24 protein-coding genes are annotated in these 21451 nt (G+C 32.1%); 16 read left to right on the forward strand and 8 right to left on the reverse strand.

Annotated elements, in window-relative coordinates:
* The first annotated feature begins 225 nt into the window (after nucleotides 1–225).
* Both MG290_RS03150 and MG290_RS03155 read left to right on the forward strand, forming a co-directional pair.
* A complete protein-coding gene (locus MG290_RS03150) occupies nucleotides 226–1353 on the forward strand; it encodes an ABC transporter substrate-binding protein (protein WP_264562459.1) in 1128 nt (375 codons plus the stop codon).
* Nucleotides 1353–2375: an iron ABC transporter permease gene (locus tag MG290_RS03155; RefSeq protein WP_264562460.1), complete on the forward strand. Its 1023-nt coding sequence runs from the start codon at nucleotides 1353–1355 to the stop codon at nucleotides 2373–2375. The genes MG290_RS03150 and MG290_RS03155 overlap by 1 nt, the downstream gene beginning before the upstream one ends.
* 3 nt (nucleotides 2376–2378) lie before the next feature.
* On the opposite strand, the gene MG290_RS03160 is transcribed toward MG290_RS03155, so the two are convergent.
* Complete coding sequence (locus tag MG290_RS03160; protein ID WP_264562461.1) at nucleotides 2379–3227, reverse strand: universal stress protein; 849 nt, start codon at nucleotides 3225–3227, stop codon at nucleotides 2379–2381.
* Between the two features lie 147 nt (nucleotides 3228–3374).
* Between MG290_RS03160 and mnmE the strand changes: the two genes are divergently transcribed.
* The 9 genes from mnmE (at nucleotide 3375) to MG290_RS03205 (ending at nucleotide 11685) form a co-directional block, all read left to right on the forward strand.
* On the forward strand, nucleotides 3375–4775 hold the full coding sequence (mnmE, locus tag MG290_RS03165; protein ID WP_264562462.1) for a tRNA uridine-5-carboxymethylaminomethyl(34) synthesis GTPase MnmE: 1401 nt from the start codon (nucleotides 3375–3377) through the stop codon (nucleotides 4773–4775).
* A 235-nt stretch (nucleotides 4776–5010) separates the two neighbouring features.
* Nucleotides 5011–5562 carry a helix-turn-helix domain-containing protein gene (locus tag MG290_RS03170; RefSeq protein WP_264562463.1) on the forward strand — a complete coding sequence of 184 codons (552 nt, stop codon included), beginning with the start codon at nucleotides 5011–5013 and terminating at the stop codon, nucleotides 5560–5562.
* 59 nt (nucleotides 5563–5621) lie between these two features.
* On the forward strand, nucleotides 5622–6779 hold the full coding sequence (locus MG290_RS03175) for a site-specific integrase (protein ID WP_264562464.1): 1158 nt from the start codon (nucleotides 5622–5624) through the stop codon (nucleotides 6777–6779).
* A 22-nt stretch (nucleotides 6780–6801) separates the two neighbouring features.
* Nucleotides 6802–7854 carry a hypothetical protein gene (locus MG290_RS03180; protein WP_264562465.1) on the forward strand — a complete coding sequence of 351 codons (1053 nt, stop codon included), beginning with the start codon at nucleotides 6802–6804 and terminating at the stop codon, nucleotides 7852–7854.
* Between the two features lie 78 nt (nucleotides 7855–7932).
* On the forward strand, nucleotides 7933–8280 hold the full coding sequence (locus MG290_RS03185; RefSeq protein ID WP_264562466.1) for a helix-turn-helix transcriptional regulator: 348 nt from the start codon (nucleotides 7933–7935) through the stop codon (nucleotides 8278–8280).
* Nucleotides 8270–8668 (forward strand): hypothetical protein, encoded by a 399-nt coding sequence (locus tag MG290_RS03190; RefSeq protein ID WP_264562467.1) that lies wholly within the window; start codon nucleotides 8270–8272, stop codon nucleotides 8666–8668. Before MG290_RS03185 ends, MG290_RS03190 begins: the two co-directional genes overlap by 11 nt.
* Nucleotides 8655–10232 (forward strand): DNA primase family protein, encoded by a 1578-nt coding sequence (locus tag MG290_RS03195; protein ID WP_264562468.1) that lies wholly within the window; start codon nucleotides 8655–8657, stop codon nucleotides 10230–10232. The genes MG290_RS03190 and MG290_RS03195 overlap by 14 nt, the downstream gene beginning before the upstream one ends.
* Before the next feature lie 2 nt (nucleotides 10233–10234).
* A complete protein-coding gene (locus tag MG290_RS03200) occupies nucleotides 10235–11323 on the forward strand; it encodes a DUF6371 domain-containing protein (protein ID WP_264562469.1) in 1089 nt (362 codons plus the stop codon).
* A gap of 83 nt (nucleotides 11324–11406) precedes the next feature.
* Nucleotides 11407–11685, forward strand: a complete 279-nt coding sequence (locus tag MG290_RS03205; RefSeq protein WP_264562470.1) for a hypothetical protein — start codon at nucleotides 11407–11409, stop codon at nucleotides 11683–11685.
* Nucleotides 11686–11709: 24 nt separating this feature from the next.
* On the opposite strand, the gene MG290_RS03210 is transcribed toward MG290_RS03205, so the two are convergent.
* Nucleotides 11710–11940 (reverse strand): helix-turn-helix domain-containing protein, encoded by a 231-nt coding sequence (locus MG290_RS03210; protein ID WP_264562471.1) that lies wholly within the window; start codon nucleotides 11938–11940, stop codon nucleotides 11710–11712.
* An 88-nt stretch (nucleotides 11941–12028) separates the two neighbouring features.
* Between MG290_RS03210 and MG290_RS03215 the strand changes: the two genes are divergently transcribed.
* Nucleotides 12029–12604, forward strand: a complete 576-nt coding sequence (locus MG290_RS03215) for a hypothetical protein (protein WP_264562472.1) — start codon at nucleotides 12029–12031, stop codon at nucleotides 12602–12604.
* A gap of 336 nt (nucleotides 12605–12940) precedes the next feature.
* Here the strand turns inward: MG290_RS03215 and MG290_RS03220 are convergent, their stop codons facing one another.
* Nucleotides 12941–13537, reverse strand: a complete 597-nt coding sequence (locus tag MG290_RS03220; protein ID WP_264562473.1) for a YdcF family protein — start codon at nucleotides 13535–13537, stop codon at nucleotides 12941–12943.
* A 218-nt stretch (nucleotides 13538–13755) separates the two neighbouring features.
* Between MG290_RS03220 and purB the strand changes: the two genes are divergently transcribed.
* Both purB and MG290_RS03230 read left to right on the forward strand, forming a co-directional pair.
* Nucleotides 13756–15102, forward strand: coding sequence for an adenylosuccinate lyase (gene purB, locus MG290_RS03225; RefSeq protein WP_257499130.1), 1347 nt, complete (start codon nucleotides 13756–13758; stop codon nucleotides 15100–15102).
* A 5-nt stretch (nucleotides 15103–15107) separates the two neighbouring features.
* Complete coding sequence (locus MG290_RS03230) at nucleotides 15108–15542, forward strand: lipocalin family protein (protein WP_264562474.1); 435 nt, start codon at nucleotides 15108–15110, stop codon at nucleotides 15540–15542.
* A 34-nt stretch (nucleotides 15543–15576) separates the two neighbouring features.
* Here the strand turns inward: MG290_RS03230 and MG290_RS03235 are convergent, their stop codons facing one another.
* Nucleotides 15577–16011, reverse strand: a complete 435-nt coding sequence (locus tag MG290_RS03235) for an acyl-CoA thioesterase (RefSeq protein ID WP_264562475.1) — start codon at nucleotides 16009–16011, stop codon at nucleotides 15577–15579.
* Between the two features lie 118 nt (nucleotides 16012–16129).
* Here MG290_RS03235 and MG290_RS03240 point away from each other — a divergent pair, with 118 nt between their 5' ends.
* Together MG290_RS03240 and MG290_RS03245 are read left to right on the forward strand one after the other, a co-directional pair.
* Nucleotides 16130–16648: a hypothetical protein gene (locus MG290_RS03240; protein WP_264562476.1), complete on the forward strand. Its 519-nt coding sequence runs from the start codon at nucleotides 16130–16132 to the stop codon at nucleotides 16646–16648.
* Between the two features lie 103 nt (nucleotides 16649–16751).
* Nucleotides 16752–18941, forward strand: a complete 2190-nt coding sequence (locus MG290_RS03245) for a glutamine synthetase III family protein (RefSeq protein WP_264562477.1) — start codon at nucleotides 16752–16754, stop codon at nucleotides 18939–18941.
* 88 nt (nucleotides 18942–19029) lie between these two features.
* On the opposite strand, the gene MG290_RS03250 is transcribed toward MG290_RS03245, so the two are convergent.
* From MG290_RS03250 to MG290_RS03265, 4 genes are all read right to left on the reverse strand, one after another.
* Nucleotides 19030–19464 (reverse strand): hypothetical protein, encoded by a 435-nt coding sequence (locus MG290_RS03250; RefSeq protein WP_264562478.1) that lies wholly within the window; start codon nucleotides 19462–19464, stop codon nucleotides 19030–19032.
* Nucleotides 19465–19592: 128 nt separating this feature from the next.
* Nucleotides 19593–20174 (reverse strand): PhnA domain-containing protein, encoded by a 582-nt coding sequence (locus MG290_RS03255; RefSeq protein ID WP_264562479.1) that lies wholly within the window; start codon nucleotides 20172–20174, stop codon nucleotides 19593–19595.
* 30 nt (nucleotides 20175–20204) lie between these two features.
* Nucleotides 20205–21224: a type I glyceraldehyde-3-phosphate dehydrogenase gene (gene gap / locus MG290_RS03260; protein ID WP_264562480.1), complete on the reverse strand. Its 1020-nt coding sequence runs from the start codon at nucleotides 21222–21224 to the stop codon at nucleotides 20205–20207.
* Between the two features lie 13 nt (nucleotides 21225–21237).
* The gene (locus MG290_RS03265) at nucleotides 21238–21447 is read right to left on the reverse strand and encodes a GldL-related protein (RefSeq protein WP_264562481.1); all 210 of its coding nucleotides are present in this window, start codon (nucleotides 21445–21447) and stop codon (nucleotides 21238–21240) included.
* Nucleotides 21448–21451 lie beyond the last annotated feature (4 nt).

A 21451-nucleotide genomic window follows, 5' to 3' on the forward strand; every position in this document is an offset into this window, starting at 1 on the left:
AAACAACTTCGAAAATAAATTAAAAAAAATACTTCATAAATTATGTTTAATCTCACCCATTTAGCTAAAAAAATTTCTTAAATAATATTTTTAAGCCAAGACTTATCTATCTAATTATAGAAGATATATTTCTTGCAGTTAACATTTCAATATATTCGGAAAATTAAATATAAACTTCAATAAAAGCTTTAGTTAAACTATCTTTGCATAACTAAGCGCACAAAAATGAATGTTTTAAAATATGTATTACTATCGGTTTTTATAGCTTTTATCAGTTGTAAAAAGGCTACAGAACTCACAAACGAAAAAATTAACAACCAAATTGAATTTGCCAACGGATTAGAAATACACAATTATGCCGATTTCACAGTTATGAAAGTTACCAAACCTTGGCCAAATGCTGAAAAATCATTTACATACGTTTGTGCAAAATCAAACAAAGAAATTCCTGATAGTTTATCGAAATATCCTTTTATTCAAGTACCTGTAAAAAATTTGGTTGTGACTTCAACCACCCATATATCATCGGTTGTAGCTTTAAATCATTCAGATAAATTAGTAGGATTTCCCAATTTGAATTATATTTCTTCTGCGGTTGTTCGAAAAAAAATAGCGCAAGGTGGTATTCAAGAATTGTCTGACAAGGAAAATCTTAATTTTGAGAAAACAGTTGATTTGCAGCCCCAAATAATCGTTGGGTTGAGCATGGACAGTGAAACATCTAAATTCAACCAATTTGAAAAAGCCGGCATTCCGGTTTTGTATAATGCCGATTGGGTAGAAACTTCTCCATTAGGAAAAGCAGAATGGGTGAAATTTTTCGGAGTTTTATTTGATCAACAGCAAAAAGCCGATGAATATTTTAACAATATAGTTTCAGAATACACCAATGCCAAGAAGTTGGTAGAGAATGTTCGCAAGAAACCAACTGTTTTAAGCGGCGCTATTTTTCAGGATGTTTGGTATGTGCCACAAGGTGAAAGCTGGATGGCCGCGTTTATTAAAGATGCAGGTGGAAATTATTTGTGGAGTCATACAAAAGGCACTGGCAGTTTGTCATTGTCATTGGAAGCTGTTCTAGACAAAGCCTTAAATGCCAATATTTGGATTGGTCCTGGTGAATTTACCACTTATAATCAAATGACGGAAGCGAATAAACACTACGAAAAGTTTGCACCTTATCAAAACAAACAAATTTATTCTTACTCAATAAAAAAAGGACCAACTGGCGGAATTGTCTTTTATGAAGATGCACCCAACCGACCTGATTTGGTGCTAAAAGATTTTATTTCGATTCTTCATCCGGAATTGCTTTCCAATTATAAGCCTGTATTTATTGAACCCCTAAAATAATGTTTAAAAACTATTTAAAATATCATTTGTTACTTTTAGCATTCGTGGTAATTGCCGCAATTTGCAATTTAATGATTGGTTCGGTTCGTATTCCCGTGCTTGATATTATTGATATTTTAACGGGTAATTTCTCGGGAAAAGCCAGTTGGGAATACATTGTTTTAGAATACCGATTGCCAAAATTAATCATTGCGTGCGTTGTGGGAATGGCACTTTCAATAGCCGGAATGATGATGCAAACGCTTTTTCAAAACCCCATGGCTGAACCTTATATTTTGGGAGTGAGTTCTGGTGCAAGTTTGGGAGTTGCTATTTGTATTTTAGGGAAAAGTTTATTTTCTGCGGCTGTTCAAAATTATTTAAGCGGAAATGTAGCCATTATCCTTTTTGCTTTGGCAGGAAGCACTTTGGTTATGCTTATTATTTTAGGAATTTCACAACGTGTTCGGCAAATAGCTACTTTATTAATAATTGGTTTAATGTTTAGTAGTTTTACGAGTGCTTTTGTAAATATTCTGGCTTATTTTTCTACTGCCGAAGAACTAAAAAAATTCACGTTTTGGAGTTTAGGAAGTTTAGGAAATATTTCGTGGCAACAAATAGGCTTTATCGTTCCAATTATTTTAACAACTTTATCAGTTTCTTTTTTATTAAATAAACCACTGAATACGCTATTAATGGGAGAGCAATATGCAAAAACCATGGGCTTGAACATACAAAAAATAAAATTTTTTATTATTTTAATCACGTGTTTGTTGGTAGCCGTTTGCACAGCTTTTGTAGGACCAATAGCTTTTCTTGGTTTAGCCGTACCGCATATTACTCGTATTGTTTATAAAACCACCAATCACTTTCAATTGTTTATTGGTAATATCATAATTGGTGCATTGCTGCTTGTGGTGTGTGATATTATTTGCCAGTTACCCGGAGAACAATTTATATTGCCCATCAATGCGGTAACATCTATATTAGGCGCGCCTTTGGTGATTTATTTGATGTTGAGAAAATCTAAAATTTCATAATAATTACTTGTTTATTTGCTCTTTCAATACCAAAACAGGTACATCGGCATGATATGATAGCTGCTTACTTAAACTACTTGAAAATATCTTTTCAAAAAAGTTTAAATGACGTTTTACAATACACATTAAATCAATCAGTTGATCATCGATAAAAAAGAAAACGCTATCTTCTAATTTTTCATTTAAAACCGTATGAAAGCTTACGTTTGTAGCATTAAATTCTTTCTTCCAACTGTTTAAAACTTCCATTGCGCTTGGGTTTTCTTTTCGCAAAACATGCAACACTTTAACATCTGCATTCAAAGCTGCTGCAATTTTAATAATTTGCTGCAAACCAGCTTTATCACTTTCGCGAAGCATTGTTGCAAAACCAAAATGATTCAAACGTTTAAATGTTGCTTTTTTAGGAACACTTAAAATAGGTATTTCTACATTTTCCATTACATGAACGGTGTTTGACCCTAATAGTTTTTTTTCAAAACCCGAGTTGCCATTGGTTCCCATCACAATAAAATCAATATGTTCGTCGGTAATTATTTTTTGCAGAATTGTAAGCAATATACCTTCTTCAAAAATAAAAGTGAGTGGTATATCGCCACAATTCAACTGTTCTGCCACTGCTCGTAGTTTAGGAACCTCTTTTTTATAAGTATCAAAATGATTCAACTCAATAGAAGTGTAAACACTTTGTATCAGTTCTGGTTGACCTGCCGAAGTAGTTGAAATAATAGGCATTTCGTAGGTGTTCAACACATAAATTTCTGCATCAATACTTTGTGCTAACTTCAACGCATACACAAAAGCGTTGCTGGCAGTTTCAGAAAAATCGGTTGGGAAAAGAATCTTTTTCATAGCATTAGGGTTGTTGGTTTTGCTGTTAGGAAATTACAAAAAAAAAATATAATCATCAAAACTATTTTCAACAAACAAATAGTCGGAACATTTTAAATTGGTAGAATTTATAAACTTGGCGTAACTTTGCTATTCAATTCTATTTTTATGATTTTAAACGATACAATAGTTGCTTTAGCTTCGGCTTCGGGTGCAGGTGCCATAGCCGTGATTCGGGTTTCTGGTCCAAAAGCAATAGAAACAGTTGCAAACATATTTCGTTCGGTGAAGGATAAGGATCTTTTAAAACAGAAATCGCACACCTTACATTTAGGTTATATTGTAGAAAATGAAAAAGTTATAGATCAGGTTTTGGTATCCTTGTTTAAAGGTTCTAATTCTTATACAGGCGAGCCAACCGTTGAAATTTCGTGTCATGGCTCAACATTTATTCAACAAGAAATCATACAATTATTATTAAGGAAAGGTTGCAGAATGGCCACAGCAGGAGAATTTACCATGCGTTCTTTTTTAAACGGAAAAATGGATCTATCACAAGCCGAAGCAGTTGCCGATTTAATTGCATCAGACAACGAAGCATCACACCAAATAGCCATGCAGCAAATGCGAGGCGGTTTTAGTAACGAAATAGCCAAATTGCGTGAAGAACTGCTAAATTTTGCATCGTTAATAGAATTAGAACTCGATTTTTCAGAGGAAGATGTGGAATTTGCCGACCGAAACGCCTTTCATAGTTTAATTCAACGCATTCAATTTGTATTAAAACGTTTAATTGACAGTTTTGCCGTAGGAAATGTGATTAAAAACGGAATTCCTGTAGCAATAGTTGGCGAACCAAATGTGGGAAAATCTACGCTTTTAAATGCATTACTAAATGAAGAACGCGCCATTGTATCAGACATTGCCGGCACTACCCGCGATACGATTGAAGATGAGTTGGTGATTAATGGAATTGGGTTCCGATTTATTGATACCGCCGGAATTCGAGATACAAAAGACGTGGTAGAAAGCATCGGAATAAAGAAAACGTTCGAAAAAATAGAGCAAGCCCAAGTGGTTTTGTATCTATTTGAAAGTTTAAAATTTAAAGTTCAAAGCTCGGAATACATTATAGAAATTGAAAAAATAAAAAATCAGTTTCCATTAAAACCGTTGATTGTTGTGATCAATAAAATGGATTTGCTTTCTGAAGATGAAATTCAAACGATTAAAAGTCAACTTGAGCCTTTAAACGTTAAGCTTGAAACCATTTCTGCTAAAAATAACCTTGGAATTGAAGAGTTAAAAAATCAACTATTATCCTTTGTAAATACAGGTGCATTACGCAACAATGAAACCATTGTAACCAATACAAGACATTACGATTCTTTAATAAAAGCCTTAGAAGAAATTCAAAAAGTGCAGTACGCGCTAGATACTAACATATCTGCCGACCTTATGGCAATCGACATTCGTCAAGCTTTATATTATTTCGGTGAAATTACTGGAGAAGTAACAAATGATGAATTGTTGGGAAATATTTTTGCGAATTTTTGTATCGGAAAGTAACCATTACAAAACAAATAATTAATAAATGGTATAAAAACCACATAAAGCCCTTGTTTATAGGTTTTTTTTATTTGTTTTAACTTAATATTTATTTTGTGTTACTTTGTTTTGTTAGGTACAAATTTGTACCTTTGTTGTACCTTGTAAATACGAGGTACAAAAAATGAGTGAAAAGCTCTTTTTATTTTGCACTTAATTGCACTTAAATACATTTAAAAATTCTAAAAGATATTAAATGAGTTCAAATATTAAGGTACAAAGAATTTGCCAGCATTGCGGTGCTGAATTTACAGCCCGAACAACTGTAACAAAGTGTTGTTCTGATAAATGTAGTAAAGCATTATACAAAGCCCGTATAAGAGCAGAAAAAGTACAAAAGTCAAACAGCGAAACCCAACAGATAAAAACCAAACCTATTGAAGTAATACAAGTAAAGGAGTTTTTAACTGTTCGTGAAGTAGCAACCCTATTAAATTGTTCTGTACGTTCAATTTATTATTACATAGAAAGCGGTACAATTAGAGCCACTAATTTAGGGCAAAGAATAACAAGGGTTAAGCGTTCTGAAATTGATAAACTATTTGAACAACCAAAAACGGAACAGCATAAAGCCGAAGTAATGCAATCTGAAATTACAGATTGTTATACTATTAACGAAGTATTGGGAAAGTTCAGCATATCGGAAACGGCATTACAAAACCTAATAAAACGGAAAAACATACCTAAAATAAAAAAAGGCTTGTACACCTATGTACCTCAATTGATAATTGATAATTTATTGAGTTAAAAAAAGTTTATTTTTAACGTGCATTTTTTACATTTCGTGCATTAATACCATAAAAGACAATGGCAACTAAAGTAAGTTTAAGAGAAAAAAAAATAAATAACGGGCGTAAAAGCTTATACCTTGACTTTTACCCACCAATACCACACCCAAAAACAGGCGAACCAACACGCAGGGAGTTTTTAGGGCTTTATATCTTTGAAAAGCCGAAAACACCTATTGACAAACAGCATAATAATGAAACCTTAAAAATAGGCGAAAGCATACGCCAAAAGCGTGAAAACTTTTTAAACAAACCCGAAATATACAGCGAATACGAAAAAGAACAGTTACGCAAAAAAGAGATAAGCGAGCTATGTTTTATTGATTACTTTAAAAAACTAACAAATAAACGTGCTGGTAGTAGTTATAACAGTTGGTTATCGGCACTTAATTACCTTGAAGCATTTACAAAAGGTAAATTAAAATTTAGCGACCTCAACGAGAGTTTTTTTGAAGATTTTAAAGAATACCTACTAACAACTAAAAGTAAAAAAAGCGACAAAACAACACTTTCGCAAAATTCAGCCGTTTCGTATTTCAATAAGGTTAAAGCTACATTAAAACAAGCCTATAAAGACGGTTTATTACAAACCGATTTAAACGCTAAAATAAGCCCTATTAAAGAAGAAGAAACAAGAAAAGCATATTTAACTATTGACGAACTTAATACGCTGGTAAAAACACCTTGTAATAACGATTTATTAAAGCGTTCGGCTTTATTTTCAGCCCTTACAGGTTTAAGATTTTCAGATATTCAAAAAATGGTTTGGGGCGAAATTGAACATATTAACGGGCAAGGGTATTTTTTAAACTTTGATCAAAAGAAAACCAAAGGCGTTGAGGTATTACCAATTTCGGAACAAGCGTACAGTTTTACATTAGGCACAGAAAACCCAAAGGATATGCCACAAGATAAAAAAGTATTTGACGGGCTTAAATATTCAGCATACCACAACAAACATTTATTTCAATGGATAGGTAAAGCAGGAATAACAAAGGATATTACTTTTCATTGTTTTAGGCATACGTTTGCAACCTTACAACTGTTTAGCGGTACGGATATTTACACCGTTTCAAAAATGTTAGGGCATAAAGATTTAAAAACAACACAGGTTTATGCCAAAATAGTTGATGAAGCTAAACGAACAGCAGTAAACAAAATTAAATTAGATATGTAACCACTTAAAGCATAAAAGACAAATGAAAAGTATAGTTATTAATGATGAATATCTTAATGAAAAACGTTTATGTTACGGTACTTGTTATTTAGAATTTGACAATGACAATGACAATGAAACTGAAATTGTACCAAACGAATTAAACCACGATCACTTATTAAATAATTTTAATATTGATGAACCTATTTATGAATATTATTGTTTATCAACAAAAAAACTTATCAATGATGCTGAATTTGAAGAAATGAAAAAACACGGATTTGTTGGTAAAAAAGAAACGGCTTTAAAACCTTATTCAATAAATATTTTTGGGGCTTTTTATTCACGTTCAGACTTTCATTATAAATTGAATAGTATTGCTTTAGGTTCAGTTCCAAGAAAAATAAATAATAAACCAGTAAAATATATTACTGATTTAATACCGTACTTTAAAGAATATGCTAAAGGATTTGAAAATGGTTTTAACGAGTTTGACAATACACAAATTAAACCGTTTTTAACATTATTAGCCGATAAGCAAGATTATGTGAACAAAGTTTTTGAATACCTAACAAAACATATTGCTTTTAAACACAGTTGGGCTTTCACATTAACGGGTTTTAAAATTAATTATGATTATCAAATAGTAGGTGCGTTTGAAGACGGACAAAAGCAAGGGTATTTTTACAAAGCGTGGAGTATTGTTTTTTCAAACAATAATCTTTTTGCACCTCTTTTTCAACAATATTTTAAAGAATTACAACCTCAACCGATTGTTAAGCAAAAACCTGAACTGAAAATTGACCAAATAGCCTTAAAATATGCTTATGAAGGTTTGCAAATAACAAGGGAAAACGGCAACGAAATAGCCAAAGAATACGGGCATAATTCAGGCGAAAAACTATTCCAAAGGTTTACATACTTTTCAAGTTCAGCAAATAGAAAAGGGAAACCAAACCTTTGTACACCAAAAAAACTTGACAACAAAATAAGGCTAATTGAAAGCATTATTGAATTATTGCCCACAGATAAGCAGGAACGGGCAAAAGATGAGGTTTCAATATTAAAAAAGATATACGAAGCAGAGTATCAATAAACTTTGTAACTGGTTGTAATTGGTTACCCACTTTGCAACCGTGAAAACTTTGTACAATAAATTTAAAACTTGTACAAAATGAACAATCCATTTGAAGTAATTGAAGCAAGGTTAAGCAGTATTGAAAACTTAATACTCGACCTTAAACACAAACCCCAATCGGTTGAACCCACCAACCAACCCGAACAGCTTTTAACAATTGATGAGGTTGCAATCCTTTTGCACCTCACAAAGCCAACTATTTACTCAAAAATTTCAAAAAACGAATTACCAGGAGTATGTAAACAGGGCAAACGTCTGTATTTTGACCGTCAAACAATTATTGATTGGATAAAACAAGGGCGTAAAAAATCAAACGCAGAAATAGAAGCAGAAGCAAATGCGTATTTGTCTAACAATAAAAAAGGGCTGAACTATGGAAAATAACCAAATGAACAGCCCACATAAAAGACGGGTACAAGATACTGAATTTGTACTAAAATTCATAATAAAGACACTTGAAAAAGGTACTAAACTTTCATTAAAACAATGTAAAAGTAAATATTCAGATGAGCGTTTGTTTTATATTGCATTACAATATGTTACAACTACAAAAAAAGCACTTTGTACAGCTTTAAATATTCCAATTGAAGCAGGTTGCAGATACAAACGCACACTTGAAAAAGAGGGGCGTTTAATACAGTCAATAGATGAGGTTATTTGTCCTTTAACAAAGTACCCAGCACACTTAATAAGCACCAACCCAAATGAGTTTGAAAGGTTGCTAAAACCAAAGTCTAACCAATTAAACAATTTGAGTAATGGAAGCAAATAAACAAAATCTTAAAAACCTTATTACAAATGATATTGTACAGCATATTAATAGCATTGAACCAATACAAACAACAAACGAAGATATTTTACAAGAACTTATTAAAAGTATTGGGCAAATAGACTTTACATTATTGGCTTTTCCCGAAATTGAAATTATTAAACAAAAGATTGAAGAATTAAAGCCACTTGCATTTAATGAAGACGGAAGTGTAAATAAAGAAAACAAAAAAGAGTTTAAAGAATATTCAGAATTACAAAGGCAATTAAATAGTTTTAAGCTAACTAAAAACCATTTTTTAATACTTTGTATTGAACAACTTATAAATATTGCAAAGGCTAATAATTGGGGCTTATGTAAAAAGAACGGTTACATTTATTTGTATAATGGTAGCTACTGGAGCGAAATAGACAAAGAAAGTTTTCAATCTTTTTTAGGTAATGTAGCTTTAAAAATGGGAGTTGAAAAGTTTAGAGCTAAAATTCACACTTTTAAAGATGAGTTATTTAAACAGTTTTTAGCAGATGCTTATTTGCCTACACCAAAGACAAATAAAAAAAATGTACTTATTAATTTACAAAATGGAACTTTTGAAATTACACCCACAAAAAGAGGTTTAAGAAATTTCGATCGAAATGACTTTATAACGCACCAGTTACCGTTTGAGTACGAACCCGAAGCAACCGCACCACTATTCCAAAAGTATTTAGATGAGGTTTTGCCCGATAAAGACAAACAAAAAGTATTTGCAGAGTATTGCGGTTACATATTCATTAAACCAAGTGTTTTAAAACTTGAAAAAATGCTTATTCTTTATGGTACTGGAGCAAATGGTAAAAGTGTATTTTTTGAAATTATAAACGCACTTTTAGGAACGGAGAACATAAGCAACTATTCATTACAAAGTTTAACAAATGACAACGGTTATTTTAGGGCAAAAATTGCTAATAAGCTTGTTAACTATGCGAGTGAAATAAACGGCAAATTAGAAACCGATATTTTTAAACAAATGGCATCGGGCGAACCAATAGAAGCACGTTTGCCCTATGGCGAACCATTTATACTAAATGAGTATGCGAAATTAATATTTAACTGTAATGATTTACCAAAAGATGTAGAACATACAAACGCATATTTTAGACGGTTTTTAATTATTGGTTTTGATGTAACTATTCACGAAAGCCAACAAGATAAACAGTTACCACAAAAGATAATCAATAATGAATTATCGGGCGTATTTAATTGGATTTTGCAAGGACTTGACAGACTACTGGAACAAAAGAATTTCAGTAAATGTGAAGCAATAGAAAACGCACGAAGTAATTACGAAAAGCAAAGCGACAGCGTTAAAATGTTTATTGATGAGTTTGAATATACAACCTCAACAGATTACACTACAATAAGCACACTATACAACCAGTACAAAGCGTTTTGTATCGAGGACGGTTTTAGACCAGTTAATAAGTCAAATTTTATGAAGCGTTTACATAGTTTCAAAATCTTTGTTAAACGCATTGATATTGGGAATGTAGCATACATTACAACTACTAATAAAAATTTGTTTTGATAATGGAAAATTTTAAATATTCATTAGACAAAGGAAGTAAAAAGCATATTTGCCCGAACTGTAATAAAAAGACTTTTGTTTTTTATATTAATACAGAAACGGGCGAATATTTGCCCACTGATTTTGGGCGATGTGATAGGGAACAAAATTGCAACTATCATAAAGCACCACCAAAGGGCAAAAAGGCGTATTTAATAAACTTTTTAGCATTAACCAGTATAAGTGATAAAGCTTATAAGTTAGTCGATTTAAACGGCATTATTTCAATAGTACCAAAGTCGCAAATACTGGAGCAACAAAAAAAGAAATGTTTTATTTCTGAGTGGTATTTAAAAACCTCAACAATAAATTATTTCAATTGTGAAAGTAAGTATTTTAATACTGATGAGGTTACTATAATAAATGAAGTTAGATCCGCACCAAAACCAAAAGTAAAACCAAGTTTTCACGGTTTAGAATTATTAGATAAAATGTATTTTGAAAATCCTATAAATAACAATTTAACCGAATTTCTAAAAACAAAGTTTACAAGCGATGAGGTTTTTAATGCAATGCAAAACTACTTCTTAACTGGTACAAATTACTTTTGGAATAATGCAACCGTATTTTGGCAAATAAACCATAAAGAACAAATACAAGGGGCAAAAATAATGCTATACAACAAGCAAAACGGTAAAAGAATAAAAGAACCTTACAATCATATTAATTGGCTACATAAAGCAATAAATGAGCCTGATTTTAATCTATGTCAATGTTTATTTGGTTTACACCTTATAAATGAAGACTATCAAAAAACTATTGCAATTGTTGAGAGTGAAAAAACTGCAATTGTAATGAGTATATTTTTACCTGATTTCATTTGGTTAGCTACTGGAAGCAATGGCAATTTTAAGTTTGAAACATTAGAACCATTAAAAAAAAGAAATGTTATTGCATATCCTGATAAGGGCGAATATATCAATTGGTTAAATAAAGCAACTGAATTAAACAGCTTTAATTTTAAAATTCTAGTTAGTGATTTAATCGAAAATACAGACTTTGAAAACGGTTTTGATCTAGCCGATTATTATTTTAAAATGCACGAAATGTAAAAAATGCACCAAAAAAAAACATTTATTTTTTTTAGTAAATTATCTAAAGTAGATAAAAATAGAAACAATTTAATAATATAAAAATGGCAACAGGAAAAAAAACAGGCGGACGTGTAAAAGGTACACCAAACCGTATAACAACAGAAACAAAAAATATAATTCAAAACATTGTAAGTAATGAACTTCAAAATTTACCTAAAATGTTAAATGAATTAAAACCGCATGAGCGTATAGAAATAATGATAAAACTATTGGTTTATGTGCTACCTAAACAAAATCAATTAGGTTTTGGAGAAAATACAGAACAAAAAACAATTACGATTATAGATTTAGGGAGTGGGGAAACAGAACCCGAAGACTGATAAAAAAATGTAAAAAAAACTTATTTATTTCAATGGAATATTAAAAAGTTCCTTTGGTTCAATTTCAAGAGCGTTACAAATTTTTATTAATGTTTTTACAGTAGTATTGATGGTTGCACGTTCTATTCTTGCAATTTGAGATTTAGGTATAGAACAATCATTTGCCAAATCTTGTTGAGACATATTTTTCTTTTCACGTAATTGTCTTATGTGAATGCCCAAATTTGATATAAATGTTTCTTCTGAAATATCCATTATTCAAATTTCGATTGAAAAAAGAATTGAATGAACGCATTTATGCCTACATTTTTGTTATTTTTGAATTAATTTAAAAAAATTTACAATGAAAAAAATAGTATTACTTTCATTATTTGGTATTTGTTTATCTTGTAATGATAGCCAAGAAAAAGAAATTTTTAAGGAGTTTAAAGCGAAACAAATTAAAGAAAAATTTAGTACTACACCTGATGAATTAAATTTTGAAATATTATCTATTGAAAAGACAAAAGATATTATAGCAAAAGATAGTATTAAAATCATACGAGATAGTTTACATGAATATATTAAAAGTGCCGATAAGGTTAAAGATACCTTAACATTTGAGTACGCTATCAAAGAATATGAAAATTTAATCAATATTACACAAGAAATAATTTTGTTGAGAATTAGATCTGGACGTGAATATGAGAACTACGAAGATGAAGAACAACGCAATACATTTATTAAAAATAAAGTAAATTTAGAAGCATTAAAATCTTTGAATGATGAATATTTAAAAAATATAAATGAAGTATTAAGTACAGAGTATAAAGCTAAATATTCAATTCAAAACCCAGTTCTGAAAGTCAAGCAAACATTTGATAGTAAAATTTATTCAGATAGAAAAAAATCAAAAATCATTCTGGAAGTAGCTGAATAACTAAATAAAAATATCCTTGTAAAAAAATGTGATTTACAAGGGTTTTTTTTTTTACAATTATATTAAACGAAATATTATAGAATAATTTATTAAAATATTATCCAACATTTCGCCTTACCATTGTTTAATAATTGATATTTATAATTGAATTTGTACCTTATTTGTACCTTGAAATTTTAAACTATTGATATACAAAGGAAGTTACTTTTTGTATCGGAAAGTAAATCTAGTTTTTATTTAGTAAGATTTACTTTCTTTTAGTTGAAGCTGCCCGAAAAGTCGGACAGCTTCTTTTATTCTTTCATTCATTTAAATACTCTCAAATTATTAAGACATTTAGTTGAAAATTCTATATATCTGATATGTTATATAGAAAATACTTTCTCTCATTAAAAAGGTTGATTTTTTGTTTGTTGATTTGTATTGGCTGGTTTTTGTAGGAGATGTGTGTGCGCTAATATTAAAATCTTTTGCTATTAGAATTGCTCTTTTCATATGTAACGGATCACTAATCAGTAAAGCTTTTGATAGATTATTCTCAATCATTATTTCTTTTGCAAACTTTAAATTTTCTTGAGTGATTTTTGACTTTTCTTCGATAAAGATATCTGTAGGATTCACACCAAGTTTTTCAGCATATCTTTTTGCAACACAAGATTCTGAAAATTTTTTGCCATTTGCTTTTCCTCCTGTAAAAATTATCTTTTTAATATATCCATCTTTATATAGACTGATACTGTGATTAATTCGCTCTCTGAAAACGGGAGAAGGTTCATCGTTCCAAATTCCAGCTCCTAAAACAATACCAACATCCGCTATTTGAGTTTCATCTTTCTTAGAATAATTAGTAATATTAAAACAAGTTATAATAAAATATGTTGTTAAACATAACAGAATAGTAATACTGACGATTTTTATCTTTTTTAAAAACATTCCCTTCAATATTTTAGTTCATTACAAAATGTTGAATATCAAATATACAAAACTTCATTAATAATAAAGCTTTGATAAAATAGTGGTATTCTCTTGCAAAGTGGTAATTAATATTTGTACTATCAAAATTTCGATTTTAAAAATTCAAAATAAAATAAGTTTTTTTTAACTGTAAAACCTCAGTATATTTGTTCCTTATAAAAATATTGGAAATATTTATGTTAACAGAATTAAATGCTATTTCTCCGATCGATGGAAGATATAGAACAAAAACAGCTCCATTAGCAGATTATTTTTCGGAAGAAGCTCTTATAAAATATCGCGTTTTAGTAGAAATTGAATATTTCATTGCGCTGTGCGAATTGCCAATTCCACAAGTAGCCAATGTATCCAAAGATTTATTCTCGGAATTAAGAAAAATTTACACCAATTTCACTACTGAAGATGCACTGTGGATAAAAAATACCGAAAAAACAACCAATCACGATGTGAAAGCTGTTGAGTATTTTATTAAACATAAATTTGACCAATTAGGTTTGCAAGAGTATAAAGAGTTTATTCACTTTGGATTAACCTCTCAAGATATCAACAACACCGCAATACCTTTATCAACAAAGCATGCTTTTGAAAAAGTATATATGCCCACTTTTATTCAATTAATTAATAAGTTAAAAGAATTAAGCATAGAGTGGAAGGATATTCCCATGTTGGCACGTACACACGGACAACCTGCATCGCCAACGCGTTTAGGAAAAGAAATTTTGGTTTTTGTGGTTCGTTTAGAAGAACAGTTGCGTTTGTTGAACAACATTCCGTTTGCTGCTAAATTTGGTGGCGCAACCGGAAACTTCAACGCACATAAAGTGGCTTATCCAGATAAAGACTGGCAATTTTTTGGTGAGAATTTTGTTGAGAGAGTGTTAGGTTTAAAACATTCTTTTCCAACTACTCAAATAGAACATTATGACCATTTTGCGGCTTTTTGTGATGCTTTAAAACGTATAAATAACATTATTATTGATTTAGATCGCGATATTTGGACGTATGTTTCTATGGACTATTTCAAGCAAAAAATCAAAGCCGGGGAAGTGGGATCATCTGCAATGCCACATAAAGTTAACCCAATTGATTTTGAAAATTCAGAAGGAAATTTAGGTATTGCCAATGCTGTTTTTGAACATTTAGCAGCAAAATTACCAATTTCTCGTTTGCAACGCGATTTAACCGATAGCACCGTTTTAAGAAATATCGGTGTACCTTTTGGTCATACTATCATTGCATTTGAAGCTACTTTAAAAGGATTGAACAAATTATTGCTCAACGAATCAAAATTTGCGAGCGATTTAGAAAACAATTGGGCAGTTGTTGCCGAAGCAATTCAAACCATATTGCGTCGTGAAGCGTATCCAAATCCTTACGAAGCTTTGAAAGATTTAACCCGAACAAACGAGGTGATCAATGCACAATCAATTCACGCATTTATTGACACATTGAATGTTTCAACAGAGGTAAAAAATGAATTAAAACAAATAACTCCACAAAATTATTTAGGAGTTTCAATTTAAAATTTATGAAAAAAATTATTGTAACATTAGTAGTAGCTTTGTCGTTTGTAGCATGTAATGACGATGATCAGGCAGTTGATGTTTTAGTAGGAAAATGGTTTCCTGAGGCAGTAATCATTAATGGAGAAAGCCAACCATATCAAGGCAATTCAGACTGCGGAAAAGACTATTTGCAGTTGAATGAATTTAATTCTTTTGAAATTGGCGATTACACCCAAAGTGAAGCAGAGCCTTCAACAACACCAGTAGATCCATGTCCCATACAAAAGTTTTATGGTTCGTACACGGTTGTTGACAATGAATTGAAATTAAACGGCTCTAACTTTTTCCAAGGAGGAACAATTATTGAAAAGTCAGCAAGCAAGCTGCAACTAAAACGAATGATTGATGTGGATGGTGATGGAACCGATGACGAAGTAATAGAAGTATTTGTAAAATAAACTCAAAAAAATCGAACATACGTTCGATTTTTTTTTATTCTTCAATAAAACTCCTGCTTTTAGGAATTTTATTTACAATCGCCACCACTTCGGGCGGCAAAGCAGTTAATTTACGGGTTTTTAAATCAAACCAAGCGCCGTCCACGTGTACTGTTGCACTTTTAGTTCCATCTGCCTTATAAACTGTATGAGCAATTGAAAAACGATTGTTTAGTTTATTGTGTTTGGTCATTTCAACTGCAACTTCAATTTCTTCATCCATCTTAATTTCTCGGTGAAAAATAGTTTCTTCCCTAAATAATATCGGTGCAATACCAAATTTTGCACATTCATTAACCGATAAACCTATATGAACCATTAAATTGTTGCGGGCTTGTGTACAAAAATCGCTGTATGCCGAATGTCGAAGGTGTCGGTTGGCATCAATCATACTCCATAAAACCTGGCCCTTGAAAAAGATGTGTTCCATAATTTTTTAAAATAAATTTACTCAAATTTACAAAATACTTACTTAAAATTGCATTTTTGGCACGATTAATGAAATTAGGTATTATGTAATTAATTAAGATTTTTAAACAACATATATTATGAAAAAGATAACATTACTTTTAGCAGCATTCATAGGATTAACAGCACTGCAAAGCTGTACTATCGAAGAATATTACGATGAAAACTATGTTGATGGATATTCACAAGTTTTTGAACTAACCAATGAAACAATCAGCACACAAGAAGATGCCTATACCTATTCAGCAACTTGGAATTTTACAACTCCGATTTTTGACAGCGATAACGTGTTGGTTTACAGATGGCAAGGAAATTCTTGGACATTAGTTCCTGTTTCTTATAATTTAGGAGGAAACGATATGGTGAAATACGATTATGATTTTACGCGATTTGATGTAAAAGTATATTTTTCAGCTAATTTTCCTGTTAATGAACTATCAAACGCAGAATACAATGAATTTGTGTACCGTCAAACTTTTCGAGTAGTAGTGGTTCCTGGTGGATTCGCTCAGAAAATAAACTATAATGATTATAACGCCACTATTTCGGCATTAGGATTGGAAAACGCACCAATAAAAACCTTGAAATTGAAAAAATAAATTAATTGTTTTGTGAAGCACCCCCTAAATTTTAGGGGGTGTTTTTATTTTTGTTTATTTTTTTTATTATTTTTGTTCCTTCAAACAACACATATAAAGAATTATGGCAACTTTTCGTTTTGAAGCTTTAAAAGCAGCAAGCAATCGACCGGCAGTTCCGGTATCAGAAATTGGTAAGAAATCAGAAATTTTTGGAAGCAATGTTTTCAATGACAAAGCAATGCGCCAGCACCTTACCCCTGAAGCGTACAAAGCAGTTCGTTCTGCAGTTGATCATGGAATAAAAATCGACCGTAAAATGGCAGATTATATTGCATTGGGTATGAAAGAATGGGCTATGAGCAAAGGTGTAACACATTACACACACTGGTTTCAGCCATTAACAGGAACTACTGCAGAAAAACACGATGCTTTTTTTGAAACTTCATTCGATGGGTCTGATCCAGTAGAAAAATTTGGTGGATCTCAATTGGTTCAACAAGAGCCTGATGCATCTTCTTTTCCAAACGGAGGTATTAGAAACACATTTGAAGCACGTGGATATACTGCTTGGGACCCTACATCGCCTGCGTTTATTTTTGGAACAACGCTATGTATTCCAACTGTATTTGTATCCTACACGGGAGAGGCATTAGACAATAAAGCGCCTTTGTTAAGAGCATTATCTGCTATTGATGAAGCTGCGACTGAAGTTGCTAAATTCTTCGACAAAAACGTTAAAAAAGTAACACCAACATTAGGTTGGGAACAAGAATATTTCTTAATTGATGATGCATTGGCCGCATCGCGTCCGGATATTTTGCAAACGGGTAGAACCTTGTTGGGTCACGTTTCGGCTAAAGGACAACAATTAGAAGATCATTATTTTGGATCGATTCCTACAAGAGTTTTAAACTATATGCGCGATTTAGAAAACGAGTGTATGTTGTTGGGAATTCCGGTAAAAACACGCCATAATGAAGTTGCACCTAATCAGTTTGAGTTGGCACCGATTTTTGAAGAAACCAATTTAGCAGTAGATCATAATTCTTTATTGATGGATGTAATGCAAAAAGTAGCAGAGCGTCATCACTTTAAAGTGCTATTTCACGAAAAACCATTCAAAGGCGTAAACGGATCGGGTAAACACAACAACTGGTCATTAGCAACCGATACTGGTATCAATTTATTATCACCAGGAAAAACACCAACAAGCAATTTACAATTCTTAACGTTTTTCATTAATACTATTAAAGCGGTTTCAAATTATGAAGAATTGTTGCGTGCGTCGATAGCATCGGCTTCCAATGATCACCGTTTGGGTGCAAATGAAGCACCACCAGCAATTATTTCGATTTTTATCGGGCAACAATTGACAAAAGTTTTAGAATATTTAGAAGGGGTATCTACAGGAAAATTATCACCAGCTGAAAAAACCGATTTAAAGTTGAATGTTGTGGGCAAAATTCCAGATGTTTTGTTGGATAACACCGATCGTAACAGAACTTCACCTTTTGCGTTTACAGGGAATAAATTTGAATTTCGTGCCGTTGGATCAACAGCAAACTGTGCTACTTCTATGACCACTTTGAACACCATTGTGGCAAAACAGTTGAACGATTTTAGAAAAGAAGTAGAAGCTTTGGTTGAAAAAGACGGATTGAAAAAAGACGAAGCTATTTTTAACGTGTTGCGCGAATACATTAAAGAAACCAAACATATTTTGTTTGAAGGCGACGGTTATAGCAAAGAATGGGAAGAAGAAGCTGCACGCAGAGGTTTATCAAATCACAAAACGACTCCGGATGCTCTTAAGGCAAAGGTTTCTAAAAAAGCATTGGATTTGTTTGCTGAATTGAACGTGATGAACCACACCGAAGTGGAAGCACGTTACGAGATTGAATTGGAAGAATATGTGAAAAAAGTGCAAATTGAAGGCAGAGTTTTGGGTGATATTGTTCGCAACCACATCATTCCTACTACTTTTAAATATCAAAATTTATTGATTGAAAACATCAAAGGCTTAAAAGAAATTTTTGGTAAAGATTATGAAGATTATGCAACTGAACAAATTTTGATTTTAAAGAAAATTTCGATGCATATTAACGAGCTAAATGCCAAATTACACGCGATGATGGATGCTCGTAAAGATGCAAATAATTTAACCACTATTGAAGAAATGGCACATGCGTATTGCGATAACGTGAAACCGTATTTTGATGAAATTCGCTACCATGCTGATAAATTAGAATTGATGGTTGATAATGAATTATGGACGTTGACAAAATACCGCGAATTATTATTTACTAGATAATAAATAGTTTAGTTTAATAAATAGAAAACCTCCGTTTTGAATCATCAATTCGGAGGTTTTCGTTTTTATTGGATGTATTTTAGTGAAATTATCGGTTAAAATTAAAAACAAATGTATTTCCGCCGCCTCTGTATGCATTGCGTTGCCACATTCTGTATTGGTTGCGTGTTAAAATATTTCTTAAATCGGCACGTAGTCTTCTTTCGTAAGCTGTTGGACCATAATTATTTACAATCATATAATTTAAAGAAACTTGTAACTTAGCTCTTTGTGCACGAGATAATCTCAAAAAGTCATAACGACTCATTTCTCGATTAACGTAATAATGCGCATCTCTTTGGCGGTCGTATCGTACCACTCTTCTTTGATTGTGGCGATAATAGCGGTCATCATCTCTGTGATGTTTATGTGTATAATGCTTTTTGTGGTGTTTTTTATGTTTGTGGCTCCCTCTGTGGTGTCCCGGTTGCGCACTTGCAATTGTTGTAACGGCTATGAGTGCTAAGGTGAATAATGCTTTCATAATACAATTTGTTTTAAAATTATTGTTTGATATGAATAGCTTTTCAAATGATGTGCCAGAAAATGTTAAACATAAAAAAAGATGCTGTTTTAACAACAACATCTTTAAAATGATAATTTTTTTACTATTTACGCTTGCTTTTTTACATATTTTGTAAGAATAACAATCTGTTGACCATCAATTTTACCTTCAATTTGTTCGGTATTATCATGAACCAAGCGGATATTTCTAACTGCAGTACCAATTTTTGCATTTAAAGTTGACCCTTTAACATCTAAATCTTTAATAAGTGTTACCGTATCGCCACCTACTAAAATATTTCCGTTGCAGTCTTTGTGTAAATCAATACTTCCGTCGCCTTCATGATCTCCGGTTTGCTTTGCCCAAATTAAGGTGTCATCGTCTAAATACATCATATCTAGTAAATCGGCAGCCCAGCTTTCGTTTCTAAAGCGGTTCAACATGCGCCAGCTTACAACCTGTACCGGAATATTTTCGTTCCACATAGAAGTGGACAAACATTGCCAATGGTTTGCATTTAATTCTTCTTTCTTTTCGATTTGATTTAAACACGTCTCGCAAACTAAAATTTCGCGGTCTGATAAATTACTTGCTGTTGGCGGAACATCGTAAATGGATAAATTTTCTGTTGCAGAACATAATTCGCATTGATTTCCGCTGCGTGCCGTTAATTTGTCTAATGTTTTCATGGAGTATAAGTTATAAATTTTGCAAATATATCAATTCTGTTTCTTATTTTGCATAAACAGAATTAAATCAATCAATCGGGAAGAATATCCAATTTCGTTATCATACCAACCAACAATTTTTACCATTCGTCCTAAAACAGCTGTTAATTGAGCATCGAACAAACAAGAATGCGTATTTCCTAAAACGTCAACCGACACAATTGGATCTTCGGTATATTCCATAATTCCTTTCAATTGATTTTCGGCTGCTTTTTTAAATGCTTCGTTGATTTCTTCCACCGAAACATCGCGGTTTACATAGCAGGTAATATCGGTTAAAGAACCATCGGGAACAGGAACGCGAATTCCGCCACCGCCGATTTTCCCTTCAAATTCAGGAAAAATTTTGGTTAATGCCTTTGCTGCACCTGTTGTTGTTGGAATGATCGATTGTGCTGCTCCACGCGCTCTGCGTAAATCTTTATGAGGTTGATCGTGCAAACTTTGATCAGTGGTGTAGGAGTGAACCGTGGTGATGAAAGCTTTTTCTAATCCACATAATTCATCAATTACTTTAACCATAGGCGCTGCGTTGTTGGTAGTACAACTTGCGTTTGAAACAATTAATTCTGAACCATTCAAAATAGATTCGTTCACACCCAAAACAACAGTTTTAATTTCGTTGTCATCAGGCGGAACCGAAAGAATGACTCGTTTTGCTCCGTTTCTTATGTGATACTGCAATAAATCTGCGGTTTTGTGTTTCCCGGTAGCTTCAATTACAAAATCAACATTGAAAGGTTTCCAGTTTAATTTTGCAATATCTTTTTCGTGCAAAAACACAATTTGGGTATCATTTACAATTAAATGATCTTCATTATACGATACGTTTTCAGATAATTTTCCATGCACACTGTCGTACTTTAACAAATGCGCCATTGTAGCGGTATCGGCTAAATCGTTAATAGCAACCACTTCTATGAGCGGATGATGAAGCAGCAAACGGAAAAGGTTTCTACCAATTCGACCAAATCCGTTAATAGCGATTTTTATTTTTTGTTCAGGTTTCAAAATTCCTGGATTTTTATGAATTTAAAAAATCATTTGATTTTTTAGCAGTAATCAATTTATATATAAGTAAAACTCCACCGATCATTTCAACCAACATACCTACTGTTAAAACACTATTGCCATTTAAAGGACCAATTTCTAAATGGGTAATCTTTAAAACCGCTCCAATTAAAATTACAAAGAAGCCAATTGCTAAAATAATTAAGGTGTGTTTTGTTTTCATTATT

The organism is Flavobacterium sp. CBA20B-1, from assembly GCF_028473145.1.
Taxonomy (GTDB): domain Bacteria; phylum Bacteroidota; class Bacteroidia; order Flavobacteriales; family Flavobacteriaceae; genus Flavobacterium.

What these genes read in the sequence shown, in the direction of transcription:
- MG290_RS03265 (WP_264562481.1), bottom strand. Translation starts at nt 21,447, where the DNA reads ATGAAAACAAAACACACCTTAATTATTTTAGCAATTGGCTTCTTTGTA.
- MG290_RS03180 (WP_264562465.1), top strand. Translation starts at nt 6,802, where the DNA reads ATGAAAAGTATAGTTATTAATGATGAATATCTTAATGAAAAACGTTTA.
- MG290_RS03240 (WP_264562476.1), top strand. Translation starts at nt 16,130, where the DNA reads ATGAAAAAGATAACATTACTTTTAGCAGCATTCATAGGATTAACAGCA.
- MG290_RS03190 (WP_264562467.1), top strand. Translation starts at nt 8,270, where the DNA reads ATGGAAAATAACCAAATGAACAGCCCACATAAAAGACGGGTACAAGAT.
- MG290_RS03205 (WP_264562470.1), top strand. Translation starts at nt 11,407, where the DNA reads ATGGCAACAGGAAAAAAAACAGGCGGACGTGTAAAAGGTACACCAAAC.
- MG290_RS03195 (WP_264562468.1), top strand. Translation starts at nt 8,655, where the DNA reads ATGGAAGCAAATAAACAAAATCTTAAAAACCTTATTACAAATGATATT.
- MG290_RS03150 (WP_264562459.1), top strand. Translation starts at nt 226, where the DNA reads ATGAATGTTTTAAAATATGTATTACTATCGGTTTTTATAGCTTTTATC.
- MG290_RS03160 (WP_264562461.1), bottom strand. Translation starts at nt 3,227, where the DNA reads ATGAAAAAGATTCTTTTCCCAACCGATTTTTCTGAAACTGCCAGCAAC.
- MG290_RS03255 (WP_264562479.1), bottom strand. Translation starts at nt 20,174, where the DNA reads ATGAAAACATTAGACAAATTAACGGCACGCAGCGGAAATCAATGCGAA.
- MG290_RS03230 (WP_264562474.1), top strand. Translation starts at nt 15,108, where the DNA reads ATGAAAAAAATTATTGTAACATTAGTAGTAGCTTTGTCGTTTGTAGCA.
- MG290_RS03220 (WP_264562473.1), bottom strand. Translation starts at nt 13,537, where the DNA reads ATGTTTTTAAAAAAGATAAAAATCGTCAGTATTACTATTCTGTTATGT.
- MG290_RS03155 (WP_264562460.1), top strand. Translation starts at nt 1,353, where the DNA reads ATGTTTAAAAACTATTTAAAATATCATTTGTTACTTTTAGCATTCGTG.
- MG290_RS03215 (WP_264562472.1), top strand. Translation starts at nt 12,029, where the DNA reads ATGAAAAAAATAGTATTACTTTCATTATTTGGTATTTGTTTATCTTGT.
- MG290_RS03175 (WP_264562464.1), top strand. Translation starts at nt 5,622, where the DNA reads ATGGCAACTAAAGTAAGTTTAAGAGAAAAAAAAATAAATAACGGGCGT.
- MG290_RS03250 (WP_264562478.1), bottom strand. Translation starts at nt 19,464, where the DNA reads ATGAAAGCATTATTCACCTTAGCACTCATAGCCGTTACAACAATTGCA.
- MG290_RS03235 (WP_264562475.1), bottom strand. Translation starts at nt 16,011, where the DNA reads ATGGAACACATCTTTTTCAAGGGCCAGGTTTTATGGAGTATGATTGAT.
- MG290_RS03185 (WP_264562466.1), top strand. Translation starts at nt 7,933, where the DNA reads ATGAACAATCCATTTGAAGTAATTGAAGCAAGGTTAAGCAGTATTGAA.
- MG290_RS03210 (WP_264562471.1), bottom strand. Translation starts at nt 11,940, where the DNA reads ATGGATATTTCAGAAGAAACATTTATATCAAATTTGGGCATTCACATA.
- mnmE (WP_264562462.1), top strand. Translation starts at nt 3,375, where the DNA reads ATGATTTTAAACGATACAATAGTTGCTTTAGCTTCGGCTTCGGGTGCA.
- MG290_RS03200 (WP_264562469.1), top strand. Translation starts at nt 10,235, where the DNA reads ATGGAAAATTTTAAATATTCATTAGACAAAGGAAGTAAAAAGCATATT.
- MG290_RS03170 (WP_264562463.1), top strand. Translation starts at nt 5,011, where the DNA reads ATGAGTTCAAATATTAAGGTACAAAGAATTTGCCAGCATTGCGGTGCT.
- MG290_RS03245 (WP_264562477.1), top strand. Translation starts at nt 16,752, where the DNA reads ATGGCAACTTTTCGTTTTGAAGCTTTAAAAGCAGCAAGCAATCGACCG.
- purB (WP_257499130.1), top strand. Translation starts at nt 13,756, where the DNA reads ATGTTAACAGAATTAAATGCTATTTCTCCGATCGATGGAAGATATAGA.